This is a genomic window from Pantoea sp. CTOTU46764 (assembly GCF_031974595.1).
Classification (GTDB): domain Bacteria; phylum Pseudomonadota; class Gammaproteobacteria; order Enterobacterales; family Enterobacteriaceae; genus Pantoea; species Pantoea trifolii.
Genome location: NZ_DALYOQ010000035.1, coordinates 1,840 through 28,251, shown reverse-complemented (window position 1 = coordinate 28,251; position 26,412 = coordinate 1,840). Strand labels below are relative to the sequence as shown.

Sequence of the window (26,412 nt, the reverse complement as noted above, 5' to 3'; positions counted from 1 at the left end):
CATTACCCGATTAATCTGTGAGGAGAATTATTGATGACAAGTAAGCATCTGGAAATTACAGCAGGTTCGGGACAAGTGCTTGGCGCTAACTATGATGGCCAAGGCGTGAACTTTGCCCTGTTTTCAGCCTGCGCTGAGCGAGTTGAGCTGTGTTTGTACGATGAAAGCGGCGAAAACGAAATCGCCCGCTTCGATTTGCCGGAATATACCCATGAAGTGTGGCACGGCTATATTCCCGGTTTGCAGCCCGGCGCGCTTTATGGCTATCGCGTGCATGGCCCGTACGAGCCGGAAAATGGCCATCGCTTTAACCCCAATAAATTGTTGCTCGACCCTTACGCGCGCGAACTGGCGGGCGAATTGCAGTGGGACGAGTCGCACTTTGCTTACGACCTGCTGCATGAAGACAAAGACCTCAGTTTTGATACCCGCGACAGCGCGCCATTTACGCCGAAATGCGTCGTCATCGATCCCAACGAATTCGATTGGCAGGATGCCAATCGCCCCAATATTCCATGGTCGAAAACGGTGATTTATGAAGCCCATGTAAAAGGCTTCAGCCAGCTTAATCCAGCGGTGCCTGAAGAGATGCGCGGCACTTACGATGGGATGAGCAATCAGGCCTCGATCGATTACATCAAAAGCCTCGGCGTGACTACCGTGGAACTGCTGCCAGTGCACGGTTTCCCGGACGATCAGCATCTGCTGGATCGCGGTCTGAAAAACTTCTGGGGCTACAACACGCTGGCGTTCTTCGCGCCGGCCACGCGCTACTTTGGTCCGCGCGGCATTCAGGGCTTCCGCGATATGGTGCGTGCCTTCCACGATGCCGGCATCGAAGTGATTCTTGATGTGGTCTATAACCACACTGCCGAGGGTAATGAACTCGGTCCAACCTTGTCGTTTAAAGGCATCGATAACTACTCCTATTACCGCACGCTGCCGGATCAGCATCGCTACTACATCAACGATACCGGTACCGGCAACACGGTGAATACCTCGCATCCGCGCGTGCTGCAGATGATTTTGGATTCGCTGCGTTATTGGGCCGAATCGATGCACGTCGACGGCTTCCGCTTCGATCTCGGCACCGTGCTGGGTCGTGAACCGGAAGGCTTTGACGAACGTAGTGGCTTCTTTGACGCCATCATGCAGGATCCGGTGTTGTGCAAACTGAAGTTGATCGGTGAGCCATGGGATATCGGGCCAGGCGGCTATCAGGTTGGTGGTTTCCCGCCAGGCTGGGCGGAGTGGAACGACAAGTATCGCGATACGGTGCGTGAATACTGGAAAGGTGACATGGTCACAAATGATTTCGCCGCGCGCCTGCTCGGTTCCGGCGATCTCTACGATCAGCGCGGTCGCCGTCCGTGGTCCAGCATCAACTTCCTTACCGCGCATGATGGCTTCACGCTGAACGATTTAGTGTCGTACAACGAGAAACACAACGAAGCCAACGGCGAAGATAACAACGACGGCCACAACGAGAACCGTTCGTACAACTACGGCGCGGAAGGCCCGACGGACGATGAAGGCATCAATGCGGTGCGCGAGCGGCAGAAACGCAATTTCCTCGCCACGCTGCTGTTCTCGCACGGCACGCCGATGCTGCTGGCGGGCGATGAGTTTGGTCGCAGTCAGCTTGGCAACAACAACGGCTACTGTCAGGACAGCGAGATTTCCTGGCTGCACTGGGAAAACCTGCCGCCTTCCGCTGATGCGCTGCGCGACTTTACACGGCATATTTTGGCGTTAAGAGCCAAACAGCCGCTGCTGCGGCGTGAAAGCTGGCGCGATGGGATGGAGATCAAATGGTTTAACGCCGGTGGCGGTTTCCAGCAGGCCGATCAATGGGATGATGGCACCACGCTTGGGGTGTATCTCGGTCGCCCGGATTTAGAGACGGAGGAAGGGATTTGGCATGACGTGTTGATGCTGTTTAATCCGTACGAAGGCAACGTGCCGTTCCGTATTCCCCAGTTTGGTGAAGGCGGCTGGGTACTGGAGCTTTCGACGTCGGACAGCGTTGAGAAGGGTTTGGTGATTACTAAAGAGAAGGATTTCGAGCTGGAAGGCCGCAGCCTGGCGCTGTTCCGCAGGCCATAGCCGGGTTGCCATTGATGGCGTAATGCACATCGGGTAAACGTTAAACGGTCGCCATGAATGGCGACCCTACAGCTGTTTGGCGAGGTTTTCGTAGGGTGCGCATTCGTGCGCACCGGATAAATTAAATTAACTAAATTCCTTAATCTGCCGATGGTTATTAACTTGCCCTCTTCCCTGAGCTGCCAAAGCCGGGATGCTTTAAGATTAAGGATAATGAAATGAACATCTCCCAACGTCTGTTTGCCACATTCTCCATCCTGTTTGGTGCCATCATCCTACAAGCTGTCCTCGCCATTTCTCTGCTTTCAGGTTTTCAGGATCGTTTTGAATATGTACAGGCCAATGCCATTCCCTCCATCAAGGATCTTGGCAAATTGATTGATGGCAGTAACCAACTGGCGCTGACGCTGTACAAACACAAAAGCCAGACCGACGACAGTAAAATGCCGGTGATTGAGAATGAGATCCAAAAACAGCTGGCGGATTTGAAATCACAAACCGATTACTACATGGCAAACGATATCTCCAATGATGAAGATAAGCGCTTAACGGAAGTTGCTTACGCCAATATTGAGCATGTCATTGCCGCGCTTCCGCCCTTCTTAGCGGCATCACGCGCCCATCAGAATGACATCAGTATGGATCTGATCAACGGACAAACCGGCATCGGTGCCGCCATCCGACAGCTGATCAGTGATTATCAAAAACAGCTGCAGCTGAATATCGCCATCGGCGATGAACTGCGCGCCACCAACCGAAGTACCTTCCATTCGGTGCTATGGACCACCATTGCTGGCGTTATCGCCACTGTACTGATTTTTGGTGTGCTGTCGCTGTTCACTGTACTGCGTATTCGTCGCAGCTTGTCTGCGGCGGGCAAAGTGATGATGACCGCCAGCGAGAACCTCGATTTAACCTTGAAGGCGGATGAAAGTCGTCGTGATGAAGTGGGCAATATGGCGCACTCGTTTAACGTCTTGATGGATCGCGTATCAGTTGCCCTTTCGTCCGTACGGCAGGCGTCACAATCGGTGAGCAGCGCATCGGTACAGATCACTGCGGGCAACGAAGATCTTTCGTCACGCACCGAACAGCAGGCGGCATCATTGGAACAAACTGCTGCCAGCATGACCGAACTGAGCGAAACCGTACGCCAGACTGCCGATAACACCCGCCAGGCGAGTCAGCTTGCTGCTAACGCCAGCGGCTTGTCGGAGAAGAGCAGCACATCACTGACCACTATGCTTTCAACCATGGATAACATTCGTGGTAGCTCGCGCAAAGTGACCGAAATCGTCTCGATCATTGAAGGCATTGCTTTCCAGACCAACATCCTGGCGCTCAATGCGGCTGTTGAAGCCGCACGTGCCGGTGAGCATGGCAAAGGATTCGCCGTGGTCGCCGGTGAAGTTCGCAGCTTATCGCAGCGTTCCACCACCGCCGCGCGTGAAATTAAGACGCTGATTGAAGAGTCTCATCGTTTGACCGAAGCCGGTGCCGCGCAGGCCAGCGACGTGGGCCGCAATATGAGCGTAATGAATGATGCCATTCATCAGGTAAGCCAACTGGTGGAAGAGATTGCCGCTGCCGCCGTTGAGCAGAGCCAGGGCATTGTACAGGTGCAGCAAGCGGTAAATCAGATGGACGATGTCACGCAGCAGAACGCCGCGCTGGTGGAAGAAGCTTCTGCCGCTTCGCAGTCGCTGCAGGAACAGGCCGGGAATCTGAATCAGCTGGTGGGTAAATTCCATGTTGCGAGTGTGGGCGAGGTTCATCAAAAGCAGGCTGTGATGCGTACGGCTTCATTCGTTAAACCCTCGCGCGTTGCGGTGGTGAATGATGCGGATTGGCAGAGTTTTTAAGGTGTTTTAGCCGGTGCGCATGAATGCGCACCCTAAAAAAACGTAGGGTCGCCATTTATGGCGACCTCATAACAAACTGGCATTACACCTTCAGCATTTTCACCGTGGCATCAATATCGATTTCATCTGCCGTGAAAATCAAGGTTGTGCCCTGAAAAGTGGTAATCGCCAGTTTTTTCAGTGAGCGCACTTCATCCGGTTTAACATCTGTTTTCGGCTTGATGCTATTCATCAAAATACCCACTGACAGCACGGTATTCTCTTTATCGATATGCGTCTCAACCGGCACTTCTTCGCTGTAAACCACGTAAGACTTGATCGACGTAAGCTTAAGGCGCTCACCGGCAATATAGATATATTTGCTTTCGGGTAAGACTTTCACCGCATAGGCTGACAAACCCTTGTTATTGGTTGTCGGCTCGAATGTCACCGCGGCATCTTTCTTGATCAGCTCAGGGTTAGCGACCTTAATCACATGGAAATAACGGTTATCGCCATTTTCATCTTTGATAAATCCAAAACCTTTATCCTGAAACCAGGTTGTGATCGTTCCGTTCATCGCCATTGCCGCCTACCTAATCGTTATCTACTCAGTTTTTTCAGCGCGCAGTGTAAAGCACATTGCCTGCGCAGACCACGTCTTTGCTGTAAGTCTGGACGATAATTTTTGGCCCGGCGAGTGCTTATCCACCAGATTCGCCAGCTAGTTGAAAATTCGCTATTATCCGCCTCCATTTAAAATCCAGGCGCTCTGATGTCTACCATTATCGATCACTTTATTGCCCCGCCTTGCGATGACGAAATTGAGATTCTCTATCAGGATGAGCATCTGCTGCTGATCAATAAACCTGCTGGCCTGCTCAGCCTGTCGGGGAAAAATCCGCTCAATCTCGATTCGGTGCATCATCGATTAGTAAAGCTGTTCCCCGGCTGCACATTGGTGCATCGGCTGGATTTCGGTACTTCGGGGTTAATGGTGATTGCCCGCAACAAGGCGATGAATGCCGCATTGTGCCAGCAGTTCAGCCAGCGCAGCGTAACCAAGATTTATCACGCGCTGTTGTGTGGGCATCTGGCTGAGGATGAAGGTGTGATCGACGCGCCAATTGCTAAAGATGCGGCGCTGTTTCCACTGATGACGATATGTGCAGTCAATGGCAAACTTGCTCGTTCACGCTATCGCGTGATTGAGCGTATGCATGAAGGGATGCTGCCATTAACGCGGGTAGAACTCATACCTGAAACGGGACGCACCCATCAACTGCGCATTCACTGCCAGCAGTTGGGCCATCCGATTTTGGGTTGCGATCTGTATGGCGGGCGCTTGCTGCCAGGCAGCGAACAAACGCCGCGATTGATGTTACACGCCAGCGAGTTGAATTTTATTCATCCGGTAAGCGGTGAGTCGGTAAACATCCGCAATGTCTGCCCGTTCTGACTACCACATCAAATCATCTGGCACTTTGAAATCAGCGTACGGATCGTCTTCATCCTGCTCTTCCTGACTCAGCGCACTGTTCAATACGACACTGCTCGCATCTCGCTGGGCAATTTTATCCGCAACGCTGGCAGGAATAATCGCGTATTGAATCTCACCATTGCTATCCACGCTCAGTCGCGCGATGGCAAGCCGGCCATTAATCAGTTGGGTCTGGGTCAGCTTATCCACGTCGATTTTTTTGATCAGATTATTGTCGGTGAAATTAAAACCAATATTGCCTTTCGAAATATCGATTTTATTCATTTCGATCAACTGCTTAACCTGCGCTTTATACTCTTTAGCTAAAGTCGCCTGTTTTTGCTGCTCACTCAGCTGCTTATCGCGCTCCAGCTGCGCTTTTTTGTTCTCTTCCACCGCCTCTCTGGCCTCACGAGCCTGAACGCGTGATTTTTTAGCGGTTCGTTGGACCTTGTCCATTTTTTTGCTGCTGACTAAGCCTGCTTTCAGCATTTGCTCTTGTAAGGTGAGTTTTGCCATTTTCGTGTCTGACCCGTTAAAAAATTTGGGGAGAGTATACCTGCAATGATGAAGTCTGTGCCACACCGCACGGGCTGACTGCTGTGCGCACGATCTTCATCATTACTCTCATCATGAAATTCCTTCATGTTCGATGAAATTAAATCACTTTTTTTCAACCAGTGACTCAGGCATAAAAGTATCATCGTTAATAACTTAAAATAATATGAAGCCTGCTGATTGAGAGTACCCGAAAAGAACAAGGGGAAAGCGTAAAAATCCAGCCACAGCAAGGCTTTATATTAATAATCAGGACAGCAGACTAAAATGAACAACGCCTTTACTTTTACGGTTAAGAGCCTTCGTTTCGACGAAAATTACAATCCTTCGAGCAATACACGCATCACCACCAACTTTGCGAATCTGGCGCGCGGTGAGAAGCGTCAGGAGAATCTGCGCAACGCGCTGGTGATGATTGATAACCGTTTCAATTCTCTGGCGCATTGGGACAACCCGAAAAGCGATCGTTATGCGGTTGAGCTGGAGATTATTACGGCTGAACTGAATCTCGGTGCTGAAGGCAATGGCAATACCTTCCCAGTCATTGAAATATTGAAAACGAATATCGTTGATAAAAAAACCAATGAGCGCATCGAAGGGATTGTGGGCAACAACTTCTCTTCTTACGTGCGTGATTATGACTTCAGCGTTGTGTTGTCAGAGCATAATAAGAGCCACACTGAATTCCGTACGCCGGATAACTTTGGCGATCTGCATGGCAATATCTTCAAAAACTTCGTTAACTCAGATGCCTACAAAGCCAATTTCAATAAAGCACCGGTTATCTGCCTGAGCGTATCGAGTAAAAACACCTATTATCGCACCGGTAATGTGCATCCGGTTTTGGGCATCGAATATCAGCAGGATCAACTTTCACTGACTGATGAATATTTCGGAAAAATGGGTCTGCGGGCGCGTTATTTCATGCCGGCAAACAGTGCTGCGCCATTGGCTTTCTATTTCCATGGCGATTTACTCCGTGATTACACCAATCTTGAGCTGATCGGCACCATCAGCACCATGGAGACGTTCCAAAAGATTTACCGTCCTGAGATTTACAATGCTAACTCGGCCGCCGGTAATCAATATCAGCCAAGCTTAAATCATCAGGATTATTCTTTAACGCGAATTGTTTATGATCGAGAAGAACGTAGCCATTTGGCAGTTGAACAAGGGAAGTTCACGGAGGAGCGCTTCATTAAGCCTTACCAAACTATTCTTGAGCAATGGTTTGCTACTCCCGTTCTTTGATCACCCATAAAAATATAAGGTCACCTGCTATGAAAAAATTATTACCGACTTCCACTGCTGGTAGTTTGCCGAAACCATCATGGCTGGCTCAGCCCGAAACATTGTGGTCGCCGTGGAAATTACAAGATCAGGAATTAACCGACGGTAAGCAAGATGCGCTGCGTTTGTGTCTGGAAGATCAACAGCAAGCAGGCATTGATATCGTCAGTGATGGCGAGCAAACGCGTCAGCACTTTGTTACCACCTTTATTGAACACCTTAACGGCGTGGATTTTGAGAAGCGCGAGATCGTAAAAATCCGCGATCGTTATGATGCCAGTGTTCCGACCGTGGTTGGCCCGGTAAGCCGTCAAAAATCCGTGTTTGTTGAAGATGCTAAGTTTTTGCGTCAGCAAACTGATCGTCCCATTAAATGGGCGCTGCCGGGTCCAATGACCATGATCGACACGCTTTATGATAACCACTATAAAAGCCGTGAAAAACTGGCATGGGAATTCGCTAAAATTCTCAATGAAGAAGCCAAAGAGTTAGAAGCGGTGGGCGTCGATATTATTCAGTTTGATGAGCCTGCATTTAACGTCTTCTTTGACGAAGTGAATGATTGGGGTATTGCTACCCTGGAAAGAGCCATCGAAGGGCTGAAATGCGAAACCGCTGTGCATATTTGCTACGGTTATGGCATCAAAGCCAATACCGACTGGAAAAAGACGCTGGGCACCGAGTGGCGTCAATATGAAGAGATCTTCCCTAAACTGCAAAAGTCGAATATCGATATCATCTCATTGGAATGTCAAAACTCACATGTGCCGATGGAATTAATGGAACTGATTCGCGGTAAAAAAGTGATGGTTGGCGCCATTGATGTGGCAAGCAATACCATTGAAACGCCGGAAGAAGTTGCCGCGACGCTGCGTAAAGCGCTGCAGTTTGTCGACGCCGATAAGCTTTATCCTTGCACCAACTGCGGCATGATTCCTTTGCCGCGCGGTGTGGCAAGAGGCAAGCTGGATGCGTTAAGCGCCGGTGCGGAGATTGTACGTAAAGAGCTGCTGAATAAATAACGCCGCCACATAGCACCATATATAAAACTCGGTCCGGGATATGACAATCATTCCCGGACCGAGCAGCTGAATCAGTGATTAACCTGCCCACCCGATTTTCTGAAATCAATCACCATCGTTTGCCCCTCCTGAAAGGCGTCAAAATCCGGTCCTTGCGAAAGATACTGGCGTGGTTTAATCACTCTCATCTCTTCCGTTGCGTTCAACGATTTTAACCTCAAGCCAGCGTTTTTAATCAAAGCCAGCCAAATCCACCCCTCAGACTCACCCAGCATTTTCATCCGAATGTGATCGATGATGGGGAAGTTACGAATATTGGTTTGTACTTCCGGAGCATCATTCAGCTGACCAACAAAAGCGAGGGAATCAATCGATTGTGCGCCAGGAATCGACAGCGTGATTTTAATCTGATTCATTACATCCATTTGGTAACGTTGGTCGTTCACCACCGTGTTGAAACTTATTAACATCACCACCAGATGATAAAACAGCAAGATGACACTGAATCCCGCCAGCCAGTTTCTTATAGCAGGTAAAGCGTGCACGGATACGTAGAAACAGAACAGGAAGGTAATGCTGCTGGCGCCCAACATGCGTGGTGCAAATAAGGGAGTGGCTAATGCCAAAGAAAGACCGGGAATCGCCATAATGACAATTAATCCCGCACTTAGCATCAAAATGGCTGCGCTTACCGTGAATTTACGCTGCTGTTTTAAATTGAGTGCCATCACAATAAGGCCTGACAGCAGCATCAGCAAAGGCAGCAATAAAAATATCATCATGCCGCGCGGATAAGCGCTAATAAAGAGGCGACTGAAGGTTTTAATCGTCTCGATGATGACTGGCAAAGACTCTAAATTGGGTAGTAATAGCTTGCTGTGTTTCATGCTGTACCAGTCGATCTTTACCGGCAGCAGATAATTCATCGCCAGTTTATAGACCACAATGGCAATGCCCAGCGCCACTATTTTCCCGGCCAGCCACGACCATGTTGATTGATCATTATTCAACCGTGCAATAGCCAGTAACGCTACGCAGGCAATATAGACATTAAGTCCTGGCTGATAGAGCGTCTGAATCAGCAGTAATATTAGCGCCGTGTAAATGACCTCCTGAAACGGCTTCGATCGGTTCACCATGCTTGCCAGCATCGCGCCCGCGAATGACAAAAGAATAGTGAGGCTGTCAAAGGTATACAGCATTCCCTGCGCCAGAAAGGGATTGAGCACCACAAAAAGCGGCGGCACAAATGACCAGTAGCCAATCAGGGGAATTTTAAGTTTTTCAGTGAAGAAAACAGCTGCAACACTCAGCGCCAGCAATCCAAGCAGTAAATTAAGCGGAGAAACATCGCTGACCGTATTACCAAAAGAGACCAAAGCCTGTAATAACCAGGTGCCCGGTCTTCCGTTGCTAAGCCATGTCGACCGATCCCCATCCAGTATCCGGTAAAGGTCATCCCGATAATAAATTTTGTTGGTCCACACAGGTAGCGTTGCCAGCATACCCATCATCATGGTCAACGCGATACGCTGCATCCGGCTTGCCGACGGAGGATCATTTACGGGCATCATTTTATTAGCGAATTTCCATCGATCGGGGGCGGGCGGACTTTTATTTCCGCGTAGATACAAGCTAGTGTAGGCGGTTTTTTAGAAGGGATGCTCAGGGATGATAAACATCATTGGCAGGCAAGGGCTGTGCGGATAACATGTCACTTTATCTCTTTCTAACAGGCAACGTCGGCAATGGCTCTGATCCCTAAAAACTACACGCGGCTGGAAGGCGGCTATCGTGAAAAAGCATTAAAAATCTATCCGTGGGTATGCGGCCGCTGCTCGCGCGAATTTGTCTATTCCAATCTGCGCGAATTAACCGTTCATCACATCGATCACGATCACACCAATAATCCGGAAGATGGCAGTAACTGGGAGTTGTTGTGCCTGTATTGTCACGACCATGAACATTCGAAATACACCGAAGCGGATCAGTACGGTACAACGGTTGTGGCAGGAGAAGATGCGCAAAAAGATGTGGGTGAAGCCACCTATAATCCGTTTGCCGATTTGAAGGCCATGTTGAATAAGAAAAAGTAAGGTTTTTGTTTGAAATAGAGGTCGCCATAAACGGCGACCCTACGATGGCGACCGATTATTTACGCTTACTTATTGGTCTTAGTGCTATTACTGAACTGCTCGGTGAGATAGTTGCTGGTGTTATTCAGCACGCTAACCATTTTATCCAGATTGGTGAACTGCTTTTTATAGCGCGCAATAGTGTCATCGATACGTTTACTGGCGGTATTATACTGATCGGTCAATGTATTCAGCTTCTTGCTGATGGAATCCGTTGCGCCCTGCAATACGCCTTTGCTGCTGAGGAACGTGGTGAAGGTGTTGTTCAGTACGGTCGAAACGCCGGTTTTCTTGCTATCACCAACAAACATGTCGCGAATCGCTTCCGGTTTAACCTGCAAACTGGTGGTCAGTTTGGTCGCATCCAACTTAAGTTGCCCATTGGTGGGATCAGTGGTAATGCCCGCCTGCGATAACGTTTTGTAAACGCTGGAACCGGAAGTGTTCGCCAGAATGCTCTTCATCTGCACCTGAATGTTGCGCAGCGTGCCGTCGCCAATCAGCGCCCCATTCTTCCCGTCCGGATCTTTACCCGCATCCACCGGCGTGTATTTGGTCAAACTCGCCATCGTATCCTGCAGCGAGTTATAGGCATTTACCCAATCAGTAATGGCGGTTTTCGCCTTGTTGGTATCGCTGCTTACCGTCAGCGTCTGATTACCGCTGGTTTCATCGTTAAGCTTCAGCGTGATGCCTTCCACCGCGTCGGTGATCACGTTGCTGCTGCTCTCAATCGCCACATTATTAACCGTCAGCTTGGCGTTCTGCGCCTCGACGCTCTGCGTCATGCCGCTGCTGCCAGCATTTGTCGCATCAAAGCCGATAAAGTCGTGCAAGGTATCATCGCCGGTCACGCTCAGCGATTTCACTGCATTGCCGGTTCCGGATGCAGAGGAAGTCATTGACAAGCGGTATTCAGTGGCCGAGACCTTAATCAGGCTAGCGGTGACGCCAACGTCGGACTTGTTGATGGTGTCACGAATGGCAGAAAGCGAGGTCTGATCTTTGGTCAGCGTGATGCTCTTCTCTTTACCTTCGGCGGTGACAAATTTCAGGGTTCGGGAATCAGCATCGCTACCAATCGCCGCTTTGATATCGGTTTTGGCATCGCTGGTTAGCGTTTGCGATTGCGCCAGCTTCTGCACGCTGATGGTGTATTTGCCCGCCAACGCATTGCCGTTGGAATCGGCGCTAAACGCTGTTGAACTGGATGCTGTGGTCGTCGAGGTATACAGGGCGGCATCGTTTAATTTGTTGTTAGCCGTCTGGAAAGTCTGAATCGCGGTTTTCAGCGTACCGTAGGCGGACAACTTGGCGGTCGCCGCCGATTGTTGTTTGGAAATCGGTGCCAGCGATTGCTTTTCTGCCGCAGTCAGTTTGTCGAGGATGGTGCTTAAACCCAGTCCTGAACCGACGCCTAATGTTGAAATCCCAGTCATGAACGCAACTCCTGTTAATTTAACGTTACGGTACTATCGGCAGCCTTAACGCAAACTTTATAAAAATCTGATCATTTCCTTACGTTATCCTTACAAACATAAAAAGCCGCGTCGTTAGCGCCCGATCGCCTGTGATTAATCGCGCTGGAAATATGATGCATTTCACATTTAACTGTCGCTGTGCTTGTCGGATAAGCACAGCCGATTATGATCTTGCGAGATTGTTACTGCGTTCAGCGCAGGCAAAACCTGACACGCCGTCCTCCCGGTGGGTCAGGTTTTTTATTTTCAGGGCAGATAAAAATGAAAATCGCGAAAATCCTCAACAACAATGTCGCGGTAGTGCTGGGCGACAACGGCAAAGAACAGGTTGTGATGGGACGCGGGTTGGCGTTTCAGAAGCGCGTCGGCGACGAACTGGATGCGCAGCAGATCGAAAAAGTGTTTGCGCTGCAAAGTGATACCTTGACAGGCCGGCTCAGCGAATTGCTGTCGGATATTCCGCTTGAGGTGATCACCACCAGCGAACTGATCATTGCCAATGCGCGTCAGCAGCTGGGTCAGCCGCTGCATGAAAGTCTCTCTATCGCGCTGTGCGATCACTGCCATTTTGCGATTGAGCGCCACCAGCAAGGCATCCCGATTCGTAACGTATTGAAGTGGGAAATCAAAACGCTCTATCCGAAAGAGTTTTCCCTCGGTATCGAAGCGCTGGCGCTGATTCACAAACGGCTTGGCGTGGAGTTACCTGAAGATGAGGCCGGATTTATCGCCCTGCATCTGGTGAATGCGCAGCTCGGCAGCGATTTCGCCGATGTATCGCACATCACGCAATTTATGCAAGAGATCCTGCATATCGTGAAGTATCGCCTTCAGCTGGATTACCGCACCGAGAGCTTGAGTTACAACCGCTTCGTCAACCACCTGAAGTTCTTTGCACAGCGCATGTTGGGCAAACGCGGCGTGTGGAGCGAGGATGAATCGCTGCATGATGTGGTGCGCGACAAATATCCGCTCGCCTATCGATGTGCAGAGAAGATCGATAAGCATATTCAGCAGAAATATCTGTATGAGCTCTCCAGCGAGGAGCGCATGTTCCTCACCATTCACATTGAGCGGGTACGCAAAGAGACGCTGGCGTTACAGGATGATGCGGACGAGGCGTAAACCAGGTGCGCATGATTGCGCACCCTTCAATCAACCCACTTACTTCAACGCTTCGCCATGGCTGCGAATCACGTCCTGATACCAGAAGAAGCTTTTCTTGCGTGAACGCGCCAGCGTACCGTTGCCCGCATCATCGCGATCCACGTAGATAAAGCCGTAACGTTTGGAGAACTCGGCTTTTGATGCGCTGACCAAATCGATCGGTCCCCAGCAGGTATAACCCAATACCTCCACGCCATCTTCAATCGCTTCACGCACCTGCACCAGATGATCGTTGAGATATTGAATACGGTAATCGTCGTTAATTTGCCCATCCGCTTCCACCACATCTTTGGCCCCAAGCCCATTTTCCACAATAAACAGCGGCTTCTGATAGCGGTCATACAGGATGTTAAGCAGAATGCGCAGCCCTTCAGGATCGATCTGCCAGCCCCAATCGGAGCTCGGCAGATGCGGGTTCGGCACCATCGAAAGAATGTTGCCGCGCGCTTTCTGGTTCTCTTCTTCATTGGTGGTGACGCAACCGGTCATGTAGTAGCTGAAGGAGATGTAATCGACAGTGTTTTGCAGGTCGCGCTTATCTTCTTCGGTCATTGCGATGCTAATGCCGCGATCGGCAAAGAAGCGTTTCATATAGGCCGGATACGCGCCGCGCACCTGCACATCGCCAAAGAAGAGCCATTCGCGGTTCTGCTGCAAGGTTTCCAACACGTCTGCCGGACGGCAGCTCAGCGGATAGAGCAGCGCGCCGAGCAGCATGTTGCCGATTTTGCCGTCCTGAACGATTTCGTGGCAGGCTTTCACCGCGCGACCGCTCGCCACCAGCTGATGATGAATCGCCTGATAGATCGCCTGATGATCGCTCTCTTCCGCCAGACCCACGCCGGTAAACGGCGCGTGCAGCGACATGTTGATTTCATTAAAAGTCAGCCACAGTTTCACCTTGTGCTGGAAGCGGGTGAACACCGCGCGCGCATAGCGTTCAAAGCAATCGATGGTGATGCGATTGCCCCAGCCGCCGTACTTTTTGATCAAGCCATACGGCATTTCATAATGCGACAGCGTCACCAGCGGCGTGATGTTGTATTTGGCCATCTCATCGAACAGGCGATCGTAATAGGCTAATCCCGCTTCGTTAGGTTCCGCTTCATCACCCTGCGGGAAGATGCGCGTCCAGGCAATTGAGGTACGCAGCACGGTAAAGCCCATTTCGGCGAACAGTTTGATGTCCTCCGGGAAGCGGTTATAGAAATCGATGGCGGTATCTTTGATGCCAAAATCATCACCGCTGCGCTCGACGCGCGCACCGAAAATGCCTTTGGGTTGCAGGTCGGAGGTCGATAAACCTTTGCCGCCCTCCTGATACGCGCCTTCAACCTGGTTGGCGGCCACAGCGCCGCCCCATAAAAATCCGTCCGGGAAACGTTTAGTCATCTGTTTGCTCCTCAATTATTTCAGCACGGCCAACAACGGAGCGCCTTCGCTCACGGCCGTGCGGCTCAGGGTTAAAACATCCACAAAATCATCACTGTTACTCACCAGCACCGGAGTGGTGAGGTCGAATCCTGCGGCTTTAATCGCATCGAGATCGAACTCCAGCAGCAGGTCGCCCACTTTGACCGGCTGATCGTTGGCGACTTTTGGAGAGAAATATTGTCCATCGAGTTTCACGGTATCGAGACCGACGTGGATCAGCACTTCCGCGCCCTGCGCTGATGTCAGGCCAATCGCATGGCCAGTACGGAACATTGACGACACCACGCCATCGATCGGCGAAACCACGCGGCCACTCTGCGGGATAATCGCTGCCCCTTTGCCCAGTAAACCACTGGCAAAGGTTTCATCTTTAACCTGTTCCAGCGGAATGACGTCTCCCGCTATCGGACTGACCACACTTTCGCGGCGCGTCAGCTTGGTGGGGGACGAAACCGGTGAGGGCGGCGCAACCACGTCGGCTGCAGGCTCGATCAAACCGAACAGATAGGTGCTGACGCAGGCGAAAATCAGTGCCACCGCCGCACCGGCAAACGCCGCCAGTACGCTGGCATCAATGCCGCTGTTCGGCACCACCTGAATAAAGGTGAACACGCTCGGGAAACCAAAGGAGTAAATGGTGGTGTGCCAGAAGCCGAGGATTGCCGCGCCCAGGGCGCCACCGATGCAACCGAAGATAAACGGACGTCGACGCGGCAGCGTCACGCCATACACCGCCGGTTCGGTGATGCCGAAGATGCTGGCGGTAAACGCCGATCCCGCCATCGCTTTGAGTTTCGCTTCGCGGGTTCGCAGGAAGATGCCCAGCGTCGCGCCCGCCTGACCCAACACCGCTGGCATCAGCAATGGCAGCAGAGTGTCGTGACCAAAGTTGGCGAGATTGTTCAGCATGATCGGCACCAATCCCCAGTGCAGACCGAAAATCACGCACACTTGCCAAATCGCGCCCATCACCGCGCCCGCAATCATTGGGCTCAGGCTGTAAATCCACAGATAGCCTTCGGCCAGCATGCGGCTCAGCCAGGTCGCCGCCGGACCAATCGCCAGGAACGTCAGCGGCACAGTGATCAACAAGCAGCACAACGGCGTAGTGAAGTTACGCACCGCGACAGGCGAGCGCGGATGCACCCAACGTTCAATCAGGCTGGAAACCCAGGCCGCGAAGATAATCGGAATCACTGATGAGCTGTAGTTCAGCACCTCGAGCGGGATGCCGATGAAGGTCAGTGCATTGCCCTGCTGCTGCTGTTGCAGCACCTCAAGAATCATCGGATGCACCAGTGCAGCGGCAATCGCCATGCTGACAAATGGATTACCGCCGAATTTTTTACCGGCGCTGTAGCCGAGCAAAATGGGCAGGAAGTAGAACAATCCATCGCTGGCAACAAACAGCACTTTGTAACTGCCGCTGTCGGCGCTCATCACGCCGAGCACCAGCGCTAACGCCAGCAACCCTTTGATGATGCCGGTAGCGATCATCACGCCGATAAACGGGGTAAATATGCCGGACACCAGATCGATAAAGCGTGCAAACAGGCCTTGCGGTACAGCGTTATCTACGTCCTCGCTCTGATTATCCAGCGCATGGCGCGCGGTGAGTTCGCGATACACTTCCGCCACCTGATTGCCAATCACCACCTGATATTGGCCACCGCTCTCAACCACCATGATCACGCCGGGATTGTCCTTTAACGCGGCGGTCTGCGCTTTTTGACTGTTTTTCAGCTTGAAGCGCAAACGCGTGGCGCAGTGCATCACACTGATGATGTTCTCTTTGCCGCCAACACCGCTAACGATGTCATCCGCCAGTTCCTGATATTGCATTACTCTTTCTCCTGAACAATGCCCTAATGCTCGCCAGTTAAGCGTCTATCGGTCACCATAAATGGCGACCCTACAAAGGATTGGCGCGTTTTTCGCGCAAAAAAAAACCTGAGACGCGCCCTCTTCAACTGAAAAAGGGCGCGTCTCAGGTTTTGCCTGCCGAACAGTAACAATCCTTAACGGGCGCTATCATGCTGACAGCGCGGTAAAAGTGGCAAGCAGTATTAGCGAACAACGTTGAGAAGTGTGAAGCGGGTCACCGATTAGAGGCGGTTGAGTGCCGCTAACGCCAGCACGCTAAGCAGCGCACCAATCACCATCAGCAGCAGATAACTCATCCACTGCAGCAGCCAAATTCCCAGCACGCCGCCGCCCAAAAACGCCATCACGGTGTAAAAATGCAGCTTTAGCCGCTCAATATAGAGTGGCGCATCCTTAGGAGATTCTTTGCGGCGCAGCACATCAAACAGCATTGCCAGCTCAATACCGATATCGGTCGCGGTGCCGGAAACGTGCGTGGTACGTACACGCGCGTTGGAGATGCGCGTCACCACCGCGTTTTGCAATCCCATCAAAAAACTCAGGCTAAGCACAAGCAGCACGCCGGATCCGCTAAAGCGGAACCCGCTTTCAATCACACCCAGCACCAGCAACGCGATGCCTTCAATCAGGATATTAATGGCGTAGATGCCGCGAATCTGGCGCCGTCTGCCGGAGTTGATAATCAGCGTTGAGACCGACGATCCGGCAATAAACAGCAATACGATGAGCAGAAAAAACAGGCCGACGTGTAGATTGGCTTTGGCCAGATGGTCGGAAAGTGAGGAGACATTGCCGGTCATGTTTGCCGAGAAGAAACCGACGGTTTCAAACGCTGCGGTGTTGAGTGCGCCCGCAACGGCGGCCAGCGTGCAGGCCAGGCGAATGTCGGTATTAAAGGTGCGCGTGTTCTCGGCGGTGATCAGCATGGGAAATCCTGGCCCGGGGAAAGAGGCGTATCTTCCTCCCGTAACCAGGAATTCTCAAGCGCCGTCAGGCGGTCTGTTGATCCTGCTCCTGCTCGCTAAACCGCTCACGCATTTCGTTTTCGATCTCTTCGAGAGATTTGCCTTTGGTCTCAGGCAGCATGGTGATCACAAAGATCAGCGAGCCGACGTTGATGGCCGCAAAGATAAAGAATGCACCATTGCCGGTGGCAGACAGCAGCGGCGGGAAAGCAAACGCCACCGCCGCGTTACAGATCCACTGGAATGAAACCGCAGCGCCTGTCAGCACGCCGCGCACTTTCATCGGGAACAGCTCGGACATCAGCAGCCAATACACCGGCGAAATGCACATCTGCATAAAGAACAGGAACACCAGAATCGCCGCCAGCGCGAAGATACTTTGCGTCATGTCTTGTGGCATCAGCAGCAGCACGCAGCCGAGCACCAGTTGCATGGCTATTACTACCGTCAAACCAGTCATCAGCATGGTGCGACGTCCAAAACGTCCCACCGCTTTGATGCCTACCATGGTTGCCAGCACCGAGACAATGCCGTTACCGATGGTCGCCGCAATCGACGCGTTGGTGCCCATGCCGGTGGTTTTCAGGATCACAGGTGTGTAGTACATAAAGGCGTTCACGCCGGTGAACTGGATAACAATGCCCAGCCCCGCGCCCACCAGCAACAAGCGAAGAATCCATTTCTCTTGCAGCAGTTCACGTGCCGAAAGCCCCTGACGCGCCGCCTTGGCGTGCTGGCGCATCTCTGTCATCTCCTTTTTTACTTCACGCGGTGTTTCGCGCAATTTATGCAGGATTCGGCTCGCTTCTTTGATGCGCCCTTCCGCCACCATCCAATGCGGCGAAGCCGGCACAAAGAAGGTGCCGATAAACAACAAGGCGCCGGGAATCATTGCCATCGCCAGCATGTAACGCCACAAATGCGGATCGTTAAGTGTGAAACTCATCACCGCGCTGACCACATACGCCAGCAGCTGACCGGAAACAATCATCAGCTCATTGCGGCTCACCAGCGGCGCACGACGTTTGGGTCCGGCGATTTCGGCAATAAACACCGGCACGGTTGAGGAGCCACCACCTACCGCAATCCCCAGCAGAAAACGCATCGCCACCATCACGTGCAGGTTCGGCGCTAACGCGGTACCAATCGCGCCCAGCACAAAGATCAGTGCCAGAGAACGCAGCGTGATACGACGACCAAAGCGGTCGGAGAAATAGCCACTGAGAAAAGCACCCAGTGCGGCACCGAAGATCAGGGATGAAGTGACTAAACCTTCGGTGAACGGTGTGAGGTCAAGACCGCCCTGATCAGGTGGTAAAGTCATAAACGGCAAGGCACCGGAGATAATCCCGGTGTCATAACCAAAGGCCAACGCGCCCATGGTCGCCACCAGTACCACAAAGAAGATGCGCTGTTTGACGGTGAGATTGCTTAGCGCTGAATCGTCGTCACTGTTTTGCTGCGATGTGTCCATTCCTGTTCCCTGCATATTTAACGCGCCCTCTAGCGCAAAGGTTGAAACCCAAAAGGCAGAAGTATAGTCAGGAATTGTAAAATGTGACGGAGGTCACGGTTAAATCGACAAACATTCAAACATTTATTTCATGATCTCTTTCAATGATCGTCATTGCCGCTCTGGCTTTCGCACAACGGCGTACTACTATTTCAGCGTGACTAGCTAGTCCTCAAATCTAACGGAACATTGATAAGAGGTCTTCCTATGAACAAACAGAGCTACAGAGGCGGCGCAGGGAATTTTGCCAACGATCCAGAACGTGCGAAAGAAGCTGGCAGAGCGGGAGGCAAAGCCAGTGGAGGCAATTTCAGAAACGATCCTGAAAGAGCCGTTGAAGCGGGACGGAAAGGAGGCAAGATTAGCCGTCGTCCTCCAACAAAGTCTGAGTAAGGCGCCTTAGGATTTTTCATGCCATGGATTGGCTTCACTTCTCTTTTGCATACCACCTCCCAAAACGGTAGCCTATATACATATCGCATACATTTCATATATAGGATTATCATGGGCATCGTAAAAATCTCCGACCTGATGCATGAGAATCTGCGCATCGCCAGCACGGCGATGAGCCGATCCATCAATGCGCAGGCAGAACACTGGATGAAGATCGGCATGCTGGCCGAGATTTACCCGTCACTCAATCATCAGGAATTGACGCGCTTGCTGATGCGCGTTGAACGCGACAGCGGCGCGGATTTAGCGCAACTGCTTGACCATCCTTTATTCACCTCGCAGGGAATCGCGTAATGAGCATCAAACTGCATACCGCTGAAGAGATCGAACTGGCGCGTGCCGCCGGACATGCCGCCGCTAAAGTGCTGGAGATCATCACGCCATACGTCAAACCGGGCGTTACCACCGATGAACTGGACGCGATTTGTCATGATTACGTGGTAAACGTGCTGAAAGTGATTCCAGCGAATATCGGCTATCACGGCTACAGCAAAACGACCTGTACCTCAGTAAACCACGTGGTGTGTCACGGCATTCCGGGCGAGAAAAAGCTCAGGGATGGTGACATCGTTAATATTGATGTCGGCATTATCAAAGATGGCTGGTACGGCGATACCAGCCGCATGTATTACGTCGGTCAGCCTTCGGTGCGTGCCAAACGTTTAGTGGATATCACCTACGAATCGATGGTTGCGGGTATCAACGTGGTGAAACCGGGCGCGACATTAGGCGATATCGGCGCGGCAATTCAGCAAGTGGCGGAAAAAGCCGGTTTCTCGGTAGTGCGTGAGTATTGCGGTCACGGCGTTGGCGAGGTGTATCACGGCGATCCGCAGATTCTGCATTACGGCACGCCGGGTGAGGGATTGGAATTGCAAGCGGGTATGATTTTCACCATCGAACCGATGATCAATGCGGGCAAAGCCGGCACCAGCGTGCTATCCGATGGCTGGACGGTAGTCACAAAGGACCGCTCGCTGTCGGCGCAGTGGGAACATACCATCGCAGTGACCGAAACCGGATTTGATTTGCTGACGCCGTGGCCAGAAGGTACCGGCGCATATCAGGCTATCTAATAATAGGAGATCCAGAACGCGAAGAACGTTCTGGACCCACATCGCCTTAAGCGGTTTGACGCAGCGTAAACACACTCACACTATTCACCATATTTGCCGCCTGCTCACTCAGCATTGCCGATGCCGCCAGCGATTGCTCCACCAGCGACGCATTTTGCTGTGTGGTGATATCAATCTGGCTAATCGCAGTGTTGATCTGGCTGATGCCGTCGGCCTGCTCGGTGCTGGCCTGATTAATCTGCACCAGCAGCTCTTTCATCTCGGCGACATTCGACATCATGCCGTTCATCAGCTTATTGGCATCCGTCACCATATCGCGACCATCGGCAATGCGCGTGGAGGACTCCTCAATTAAATTGCGGATCTCATGCGACGAGGTGGCGGTTTTCTGTGCCAGCGCGCGCACTTCTTGCGCCACCACGGCAAAACCACGACCGTGTTCACCGGCGCGTGCGGCTTCCACCGCAGCATTCAACGCCAGAATATTGGTCTGGAAAGCAATTGAATCGATCAGGTTAATGATGTCCGCCATGCGGCTGGCAGAATCGTTGATCTCGGCCATTTTGGTCGCAACGTTATCCATCATGCTGGCATTGCGTCCCACCGTGCTTTCCGCTTTGGCGGAGAGATCGGCGGCAACGTGGGTATTATTTCGCGTGTTGCTGATGGTGGCGCTGAATTCCTCCACCGAGGCCGCCGTTTGTTCCACCGAGCTAGCCTGCTCTTCCGTGCGGGCGGCAAGGTCGTTGGTGCCCGACATTATTTCGCTGGCGCCGCCAGATATCTGTTCAGCGCTAATGCGAATATGGCTGACAATCTCTGACATTTTCTCCTGCATCTGCTGAATGGCATTAATTAACTGCCCCATTTCATCTTTGCGCTGTTCATAAAAATCGGAGCTGAGATCGCCATCCGCTACGCGGCCTAGAAACGCAATAACTTTTTTCAAAGGCACAGTAATGGAACGGATAATAATCCAGCCAATTAATGCAGAAACCAAAATAGCCACCACAAAAATAATCAGCATGGAGATTTTGGTCTTACTGTATGACGCCATAAAATTATTGTAAGAGCCATTCATTTGCTGCTCTTGCAGATTAATGAAACCCTCAACCTCATTGATATAATCTCTTTGCGCCGTGGCAAGGGTAGAAAAATAGAAATCCACCGCTTTTGTCACATCACTATTCACTAACGCGAAGAAAGCATTTCGCTCCTTCAGAAAGTCAGCCCGCTTCAATTCAACGCGCTTAAGAAAAGCAATAGATTCTTCATCCGTTGCCAGCGCACCTAATTGCTTATAGGTTTCGCTGATCTTTTTCGATGCTTCCTGAAGATTGCTTTGAATGGTCGCTCTGCGCTGCGCATCAATGGGACTTAGCAGCAGTGCTTGCTGCTGCACCGTCACGTTGATTTCATCAATCAACTGGTTGCCCAATGCGATGGTCGGATAATCATCCTTCATCATGCCATTGACGCCGGTTTCCGCTAAGAACAGCGAATTTAATCCGAGCAACGCCACCAACATTAGCATCGCAATATTCAGCACAGAGGATATGGTAAGTTTGGTTCGCAACTTTACATTACGCGAAAATCTTTGAACTACGTCCATTTAGAAACCTCAATGATTTTGATTGAAAAGGTGTGAAGACAATGGTGTTGTTTTAAAAATGGAAGAGGCTCCGAAAATTAATCGGCAGCATCCCTACTGTTATCGTCAGCTATTTCATTAACATTAGAGACGCAGGTACATCAAACTGGCTATGGGCAGATAGTTATTGATTTGAAAACGATTTCATTGATCAGTTTTATTTAATGATGGCGATATACATAAAATCACCAGGCTGATTTTTTTGCTTAATTTACAAGAAAGGATTTCGCAGACCTTACGGATAGTGAATAAATGTTCTTATTTTTCCCAGTTACCGCAATTTGACTCAAAGAAAAATGATCATTTATCTTCAATATATACGCATAAATGCAAAATGACGTGGTCAGCAGATACAGGCTGCTGACCGTCCGCACTCATTCGTCAAACTGCCGCTTCCGCGCTCTGCAAAATCGCTTCATTCGCTACATCCGGCAACTGATGCAGTAGCCAATCCGCCATTTGGATTTCATCTTGCAGGATAAGCTGGAAAGTCTTTATGCCTTTACTGTCCGCCGCCTGCTGCGCTGCGGCCAGCAATGCGGTGTAGGTGGCTACTTTATAGTTACAGAACACATAGCTGCTCACTGCAATACGCACGCCCTCTTCATCACGCAACATATCACTGGCGGCTTGCCCCACCGCCGACATGCGTCCCAACGCCTCTTTGAGCGCCGACCAGTTGCTATCATAGCGCTTTAACACCTCCTTCACCTGTTGTTGCTGTTCACAGGTTTGCTGCGTGTATTGCTTCATGCGCGCCTGCAAAAGGGGAAAATCCTCCAGCCTTAGCGTCGCGGCCTGCAGCAAAGACTCTGCGTGTTTTTCCATGGCGTGCGCATCGCGTAACCAGTCCAGATACACAAATTCCTTGGTCATTAATTTGCTCCGGTAGTGAGAAGAACATCGACAGTTAGCTGCCTGATGGGTATGACATCAGCTCATTTAGCGTGAATAAAGAAAATAAGCGAAGCGTTAATTAGGCTAAATAAGGAGATTAATTAAACCTAGCAAGTAAGTGGGAAGCTGCAAGTATTGCATAAAGGAATTGCGATTAACTTTACAAGTAAAGTCTCTTACCGCTTCGCTTATTAACGACTCAAAGAAGCTTTCTTTATGACGTTAAAAAACTCAAGATCATAACTAATGATAGTTACATTTAGAGACAATCAAAAATTTAGCTGGAAGTTACACAAGCAAGCCTCTTAGAATTAAGACTTAAGATAAACCCAGGCTTGAAACTGGTAAAAATGGCACTACATTTATTTTGCATCAAATTGGTATTTAACAGAGAGGAGAACCAATGACGGACGCTAAGCAGCAACCCGATGAGGAAGAAAAAAAGACGCAACGTCGTGGTGGTGCAGGCAACTTCGCAGAGAATAAGGAACGTGCAGCTGAGGCTGGACGCAAGGGTGGTCAGGCGAGCGGCGGCAACTTCAAGAATGACCCGGAGCGTGCCATTGAAGCAGGAAGAAAAGGAGGCAAGATCAGCCGACGCAAATAACAGTCTTCTTAAAAGAATAAACCTTTAACGGTATTCACTTCTGCACAACACTCTCCTGATACTGTATTTACGCTTCGCTTAATTACAGCTGCATCGATCTCAGGAGAGTTATTTTTTGCAAAAAAACGGATATTTGATTGTTTCTTGATCAATCTCAACTTATTTACCGCTTCGCTTATCAGGGTTTTACCCTTCGCTTATTAGCCAATAAATTACATTTGCAGGCTAATAATAAATCACGGACTAATCGTTATATTTGTACACTGTCTAAAGGCTGGTACAACTTTCGAAGGATTATTCTTACAGGTCACTAAGAATAATCATGAAGAGGTTATCGAAGCGGTAAAACAGGAAACCGAAACACACAATCGTTCCGGAGGTCGCCATTTATGGTGACCAGGTGCGCATGAATGCGCTCCTTCGATGACAGTACGCACTTAACTCATTTTTTGATCTCAGAAATTTCACATTTAGTCGTATCGATTTTTATTTTGTTGTCGCAGAACCTAGGATTGCAGCACATTCACCTGCTAAATATGGATATCTTAATGAAAACTCTTTTTACCTCAGCCAGTGCCATCCTGATTGCGACCAGCCTGTCAGCAGGAGCTGCACAACCCGCCGCACCAAAAAATCCTCTCAGCGTACATGTATTGAACCTGCAGACAGGCTCACCAACAGCGGGTATTGAGGTTGAACTCGATCAGAAACAAAATAATAACTGGGTGAAATTAGCCAGCGGCAAAACCGACAGCAACGGCAGAATCAGCGCGCTGTTCCCGGAAGATAAAACCGCCAGCGCAGGCAGCTATCGCGTGGTGTTCAAAACCGGTGACTATTACAAAATGAACAATCAGAAGACCTTCTTCCCGGAGATTCCGGTGGAGTTCAATATGGAAAGCAACGGCGAGCACTACCATATTCCGCTGCTGTTGAGTCCGTTTGGTTATTCGACTTATCGCGGAAATTAAGTTCAAAACGGTCGCCATGAATGGCGACCCTGCAGGTTTTCGGCGCACCTGGCTTAATTAAAGCACCATCCCTCTTTCATTAAATGCCTTGCGCCAATGCGTTGGCGTGGTATTCAAGCGCTGTCTGAAGTGATGCCGCAAGGTTTCCGGCGATCCAAATCCCGCCTGCTCGGCAACCTGGTCGATGCTCAGCTTGCCGCTCTCCAGCAGTGCGCAGGCTTTTTCCAGCCGCACGCTCAACATCCACTCTCCCGGCGTGGTGCCGGTGGCGTCATGGAAGCGGCGTAAAAATGTGCGGCGGCTCATGCCGGCTTGTCTGGCGAGCTGATCAATCACCAGCGGCGTATTGAGGTGATTGCGTAAATCATCAAGCAGCGGCGAAAGATTCTTTGCCGCACGCTGCGGCACCGGCTGCTGGATCAGCTGCGCCTGATTCCCTTCACGTAGCGGCGGCGTCACCATGCGGCGCGCGGTGCGGTTTGCCACTTCAATGCCATAATCGCGACGAATCAGATGCAGACACAAATCCACGCTCGCTGCGCCACCCGCTGACGTAATAATGCTGCCCTCATCAACATAAATCATGCCGTGTTCAACCTGCACCTGAGGGAAGCGCTGCGCCAGTATTTCGGTGCTGTTCCAGTGTGCGGTAGCGCGTTTACCATCCAGCAAACCGGCAGCGCCCAACACGAAACTGCCTGCGCAGATCGAAACGATACGCGTGCCGTTGCGGTGTGCTTTTTGTAATGCAGCGATAAGCGCATCCGATGCCGGTTCATGCACGCTGCGCCAGCCGGGAATCACGATGGTGCCCGCCTCGTCCAGCAGCTCAAGTCCGCCGTCGACCACCAAACGCACGCCGCCTTGCGCGCCGAATACGCCCTCCTCCACCGACGCCACGCTCAAATCATATAAAGGCTGGCCGAACGCGTCATCGACGCGCCCAAAAGCCTCAACTGCCGTGCCGAATTCAAAGGTACACAGGCATTCATACGCCAGCAAAACCATGCGGCAGTTAAACGGTGCAGGCGAACGGGCATGTAACGGAGCAATCATTTGCATTAAAGGTCACCGGAGAATTTGGCACGATCTTGACGATATATGGCATGCGGGCAGATTTCCACCTTCACGCCAATCTTTCATGCTGGCACGCTCTTAACGTATCGCAGGGAATGAGTATGAAGAACATGTTGGCGCTGATGGCGGTTTGTCTGGCCGCACTGATGTCGGGCCTGGAGATATCCAGCGTACCGGTGATTTTGCCGGTGCTGGAAAAGGAGATGCACGCCAGTTTTCGCGAACTGCAGTGGATCATGAACGCCTACACGCTGGCTTGCACCGCCGTGTTAATGGCAACCGGCACGCTGGCAGACACTTATGGACGCAAACGTATCTTCATCATCAGCATTATCGCCTTCGGCGTGACGTCGGTGATGTGCGGGCTGGCGGGCAATGCATGGTGGCTGATCGTCGGACGTTTGCTGCAAGGATTAAGCGGTGGCGCGATGTTAACCTGCCTGATCGCCATTTTGTCATTCCAGTTTCCACAGGGAAAAGCGCGCAGTCGTGCGTTCGCCGCGTGGGGCATTACCTTTGGCTTCGGGCTGGGATTCGGGCCAATCATCGGCGGCATGCTGGTCGCCTGGTTTAGCTGGCAATGGGTGTTTTTGCTGCACGGCTTTATCGCGTTGCTGACGCTGATCCTCGCGCTGAAAAATGTGGTGGAATCGCGTGATGCTGAAGCCAAAAAGCTCGATCTCGGCGGCCTGATCATCTTATCACTCAGCGTGGTCGGCGCTACCTACCTCATCACGCAGGGCAGCAGCCTCGGCTGGAGCAGCCTGGCAGCACAGCTTATTTTGCTGGTTACATTGCTCAGCG

The 26,412-nt window shown here is 51.1% G+C and carries 23 protein-coding genes and 1 pseudogene; 13 read left to right on the top strand and 11 right to left on the bottom strand.

All coding sequences use genetic code 11. The features are described 5' to 3' along the window. Positions 1–33: 33 nt before the first annotated feature. Both glgX and RTM06_RS13145 read left to right on the top strand, forming a co-directional pair. The gene (gene glgX / locus RTM06_RS13150) at positions 34–2,106 is read left to right on the top strand and encodes a glycogen debranching protein GlgX (RefSeq protein WP_312182695.1); all 2,073 of its coding nucleotides are present in this window, start codon (positions 34–36) and stop codon (positions 2,104–2,106) included. A gap of 218 nt (positions 2,107–2,324) precedes the next feature. Then, on the top strand, positions 2,325–3,968 hold the full coding sequence (locus RTM06_RS13145; protein WP_312182693.1) for a methyl-accepting chemotaxis protein: 1,644 nt from the start codon (positions 2,325–2,327) through the stop codon (positions 3,966–3,968). Positions 3,969–4,050: 82 nt separating this feature from the next. Here RTM06_RS13145 and RTM06_RS13140 read toward each other — a convergent pair whose 3' ends face one another. Continuing rightward, the gene (locus tag RTM06_RS13140) at positions 4,051–4,533 is read right to left on the bottom strand and encodes a cold shock domain-containing protein (RefSeq protein WP_312182691.1); all 483 of its coding nucleotides are present in this window, start codon (positions 4,531–4,533) and stop codon (positions 4,051–4,053) included. Positions 4,534–4,722: 189 nt separating this feature from the next. On the opposite strand from RTM06_RS13140, the gene RTM06_RS13135 reads away from it, so the two are divergent. Beyond that, positions 4,723–5,406 (top strand): RluA family pseudouridine synthase, encoded by a 684-nt coding sequence (locus tag RTM06_RS13135; RefSeq protein ID WP_312182689.1) that lies wholly within the window; start codon positions 4,723–4,725, stop codon positions 5,404–5,406. Here RTM06_RS13135 and RTM06_RS13130 read toward each other — a convergent pair whose 3' ends face one another. Continuing rightward, positions 5,407–5,946: a DUF2058 domain-containing protein gene (locus RTM06_RS13130; RefSeq protein WP_312182715.1), complete on the bottom strand. Its 540-nt coding sequence runs from the start codon at positions 5,944–5,946 to the stop codon at positions 5,407–5,409. Between the two features lie 306 nt (positions 5,947–6,252). Between RTM06_RS13130 and RTM06_RS13125 the strand changes: the two genes are divergently transcribed. Together RTM06_RS13125 and RTM06_RS13120 are read left to right on the top strand one after the other, a co-directional pair. Further along, positions 6,253–7,236, top strand: a complete 984-nt coding sequence (locus RTM06_RS13125; protein WP_312182688.1) for a DUF1852 domain-containing protein — start codon at positions 6,253–6,255, stop codon at positions 7,234–7,236. Positions 7,237–7,265: 29 nt separating this feature from the next. Continuing rightward, positions 7,266–8,297 carry a methionine synthase gene (locus tag RTM06_RS13120; protein ID WP_008106326.1) on the top strand — a complete coding sequence of 344 codons (1,032 nt, stop codon included), beginning with the start codon at positions 7,266–7,268 and terminating at the stop codon, positions 8,295–8,297. Positions 8,298–8,368: 71 nt separating this feature from the next. Here the strand turns inward: RTM06_RS13120 and RTM06_RS13115 are convergent, their stop codons facing one another. Beyond that, on the bottom strand, positions 8,369–9,835 hold the full coding sequence (locus tag RTM06_RS13115) for a glucosyltransferase domain-containing protein (RefSeq protein ID WP_312182685.1): 1,467 nt from the start codon (positions 9,833–9,835) through the stop codon (positions 8,369–8,371). Between the two features lie 210 nt (positions 9,836–10,045). Here RTM06_RS13115 and yajD point away from each other — a divergent pair, with 210 nt between their 5' ends. Continuing rightward, a complete protein-coding gene (gene yajD / locus RTM06_RS13110) occupies positions 10,046–10,393 on the top strand; it encodes an HNH nuclease YajD (RefSeq protein WP_312182684.1) in 348 nt (115 codons plus the stop codon). 65 nt (positions 10,394–10,458) lie between these two features. Here yajD and fliD read toward each other — a convergent pair whose 3' ends face one another. Beyond that, entirely contained in the window at positions 10,459–11,871 is a 1,413-nt protein-coding gene (gene fliD, locus RTM06_RS13105; RefSeq protein ID WP_312182682.1) for a flagellar filament capping protein FliD, read from the bottom strand. A 303-nt stretch (positions 11,872–12,174) separates the two neighbouring features. Between fliD and licT the strand changes: the two genes are divergently transcribed. Beyond that, complete coding sequence (licT, locus tag RTM06_RS13100) at positions 12,175–13,038, top strand: BglG family transcription antiterminator LicT (protein ID WP_312182681.1); 864 nt, start codon at positions 12,175–12,177, stop codon at positions 13,036–13,038. A gap of 39 nt (positions 13,039–13,077) precedes the next feature. On the opposite strand, the gene RTM06_RS13095 is transcribed toward licT, so the two are convergent. The 4 genes from RTM06_RS13095 to RTM06_RS13080 all read right to left on the bottom strand — a co-directional run bounded on the left by RTM06_RS13095 (position 13,078) and on the right by RTM06_RS13080 (position 18,837). After that, on the bottom strand, positions 13,078–14,472 hold the full coding sequence (locus RTM06_RS13095) for a 6-phospho-beta-glucosidase (RefSeq protein WP_312182680.1): 1,395 nt from the start codon (positions 14,470–14,472) through the stop codon (positions 13,078–13,080). Between the two features lie 15 nt (positions 14,473–14,487). Next, a complete protein-coding gene (bglF, locus tag RTM06_RS13090; RefSeq protein ID WP_312182679.1) occupies positions 14,488–16,356 on the bottom strand; it encodes a PTS beta-glucoside transporter subunit IIABC in 1,869 nt (622 codons plus the stop codon). Positions 16,357–16,619: 263 nt separating this feature from the next. Beyond that, entirely contained in the window at positions 16,620–17,324 is a 705-nt protein-coding gene (locus RTM06_RS13085) for a YoaK family protein (protein ID WP_312182678.1), read from the bottom strand. Positions 17,325–17,388: 64 nt separating this feature from the next. Then, positions 17,389–18,837, bottom strand: a complete 1,449-nt coding sequence (locus RTM06_RS13080; RefSeq protein ID WP_312182676.1) for a sugar porter family MFS transporter — start codon at positions 18,835–18,837, stop codon at positions 17,389–17,391. Between the two features lie 246 nt (positions 18,838–19,083). On the opposite strand from RTM06_RS13080, the gene RTM06_RS13075 reads away from it, so the two are divergent. From RTM06_RS13075 to map, 3 genes are all read left to right on the top strand, one after another. Continuing rightward, positions 19,084–19,269 carry a general stress protein gene (locus RTM06_RS13075; RefSeq protein WP_176972698.1) on the top strand — a complete coding sequence of 62 codons (186 nt, stop codon included), beginning with the start codon at positions 19,084–19,086 and terminating at the stop codon, positions 19,267–19,269. A gap of 111 nt (positions 19,270–19,380) precedes the next feature. Next, a complete protein-coding gene (locus tag RTM06_RS13070; RefSeq protein WP_008106304.1) occupies positions 19,381–19,623 on the top strand; it encodes a ParD-like family protein in 243 nt (80 codons plus the stop codon). After that, positions 19,623–20,405, top strand: coding sequence for a type I methionyl aminopeptidase (map, locus tag RTM06_RS13065; RefSeq protein WP_256698875.1), 783 nt, complete (start codon positions 19,623–19,625; stop codon positions 20,403–20,405). Before RTM06_RS13070 ends, map begins: the two co-directional genes overlap by 1 nt. 46 nt (positions 20,406–20,451) lie before the next feature. On the opposite strand, the gene RTM06_RS13060 is transcribed toward map, so the two are convergent. After that, on the bottom strand, positions 20,452–22,017 hold the full coding sequence (locus RTM06_RS13060; protein WP_256698876.1) for a methyl-accepting chemotaxis protein: 1,566 nt from the start codon (positions 22,015–22,017) through the stop codon (positions 20,452–20,454). A 420-nt stretch (positions 22,018–22,437) separates the two neighbouring features. Further along, positions 22,438–22,932, bottom strand: a complete 495-nt coding sequence (locus tag RTM06_RS13055) for a DUF892 family protein (protein WP_256698878.1) — start codon at positions 22,930–22,932, stop codon at positions 22,438–22,440. Positions 22,933–23,356: 424 nt separating this feature from the next. On the opposite strand from RTM06_RS13055, the gene RTM06_RS13050 reads away from it, so the two are divergent. Together RTM06_RS13050 and uraH are read left to right on the top strand one after the other, a co-directional pair. Next, positions 23,357–23,560, top strand: a complete 204-nt coding sequence (locus tag RTM06_RS13050) for a general stress protein (protein WP_256698879.1) — start codon at positions 23,357–23,359, stop codon at positions 23,558–23,560. A 548-nt stretch (positions 23,561–24,108) separates the two neighbouring features. Next, complete coding sequence (gene uraH / locus RTM06_RS13045) at positions 24,109–24,531, top strand: hydroxyisourate hydrolase (protein WP_110867159.1); 423 nt, start codon at positions 24,109–24,111, stop codon at positions 24,529–24,531. A 57-nt stretch (positions 24,532–24,588) separates the two neighbouring features. Here the strand turns inward: uraH and RTM06_RS13040 are convergent, their stop codons facing one another. Then, positions 24,589–25,593: a helix-turn-helix domain-containing protein gene (locus RTM06_RS13040; RefSeq protein ID WP_312182672.1), complete on the bottom strand. Its 1,005-nt coding sequence runs from the start codon at positions 25,591–25,593 to the stop codon at positions 24,589–24,591. 116 nt (positions 25,594–25,709) lie between these two features. Here RTM06_RS13040 and RTM06_RS13035 point away from each other — a divergent pair. Then, positions 25,710–26,412 (top strand): annotated as a pseudogene (locus tag RTM06_RS13035) (MFS transporter); the annotation flags it as partial.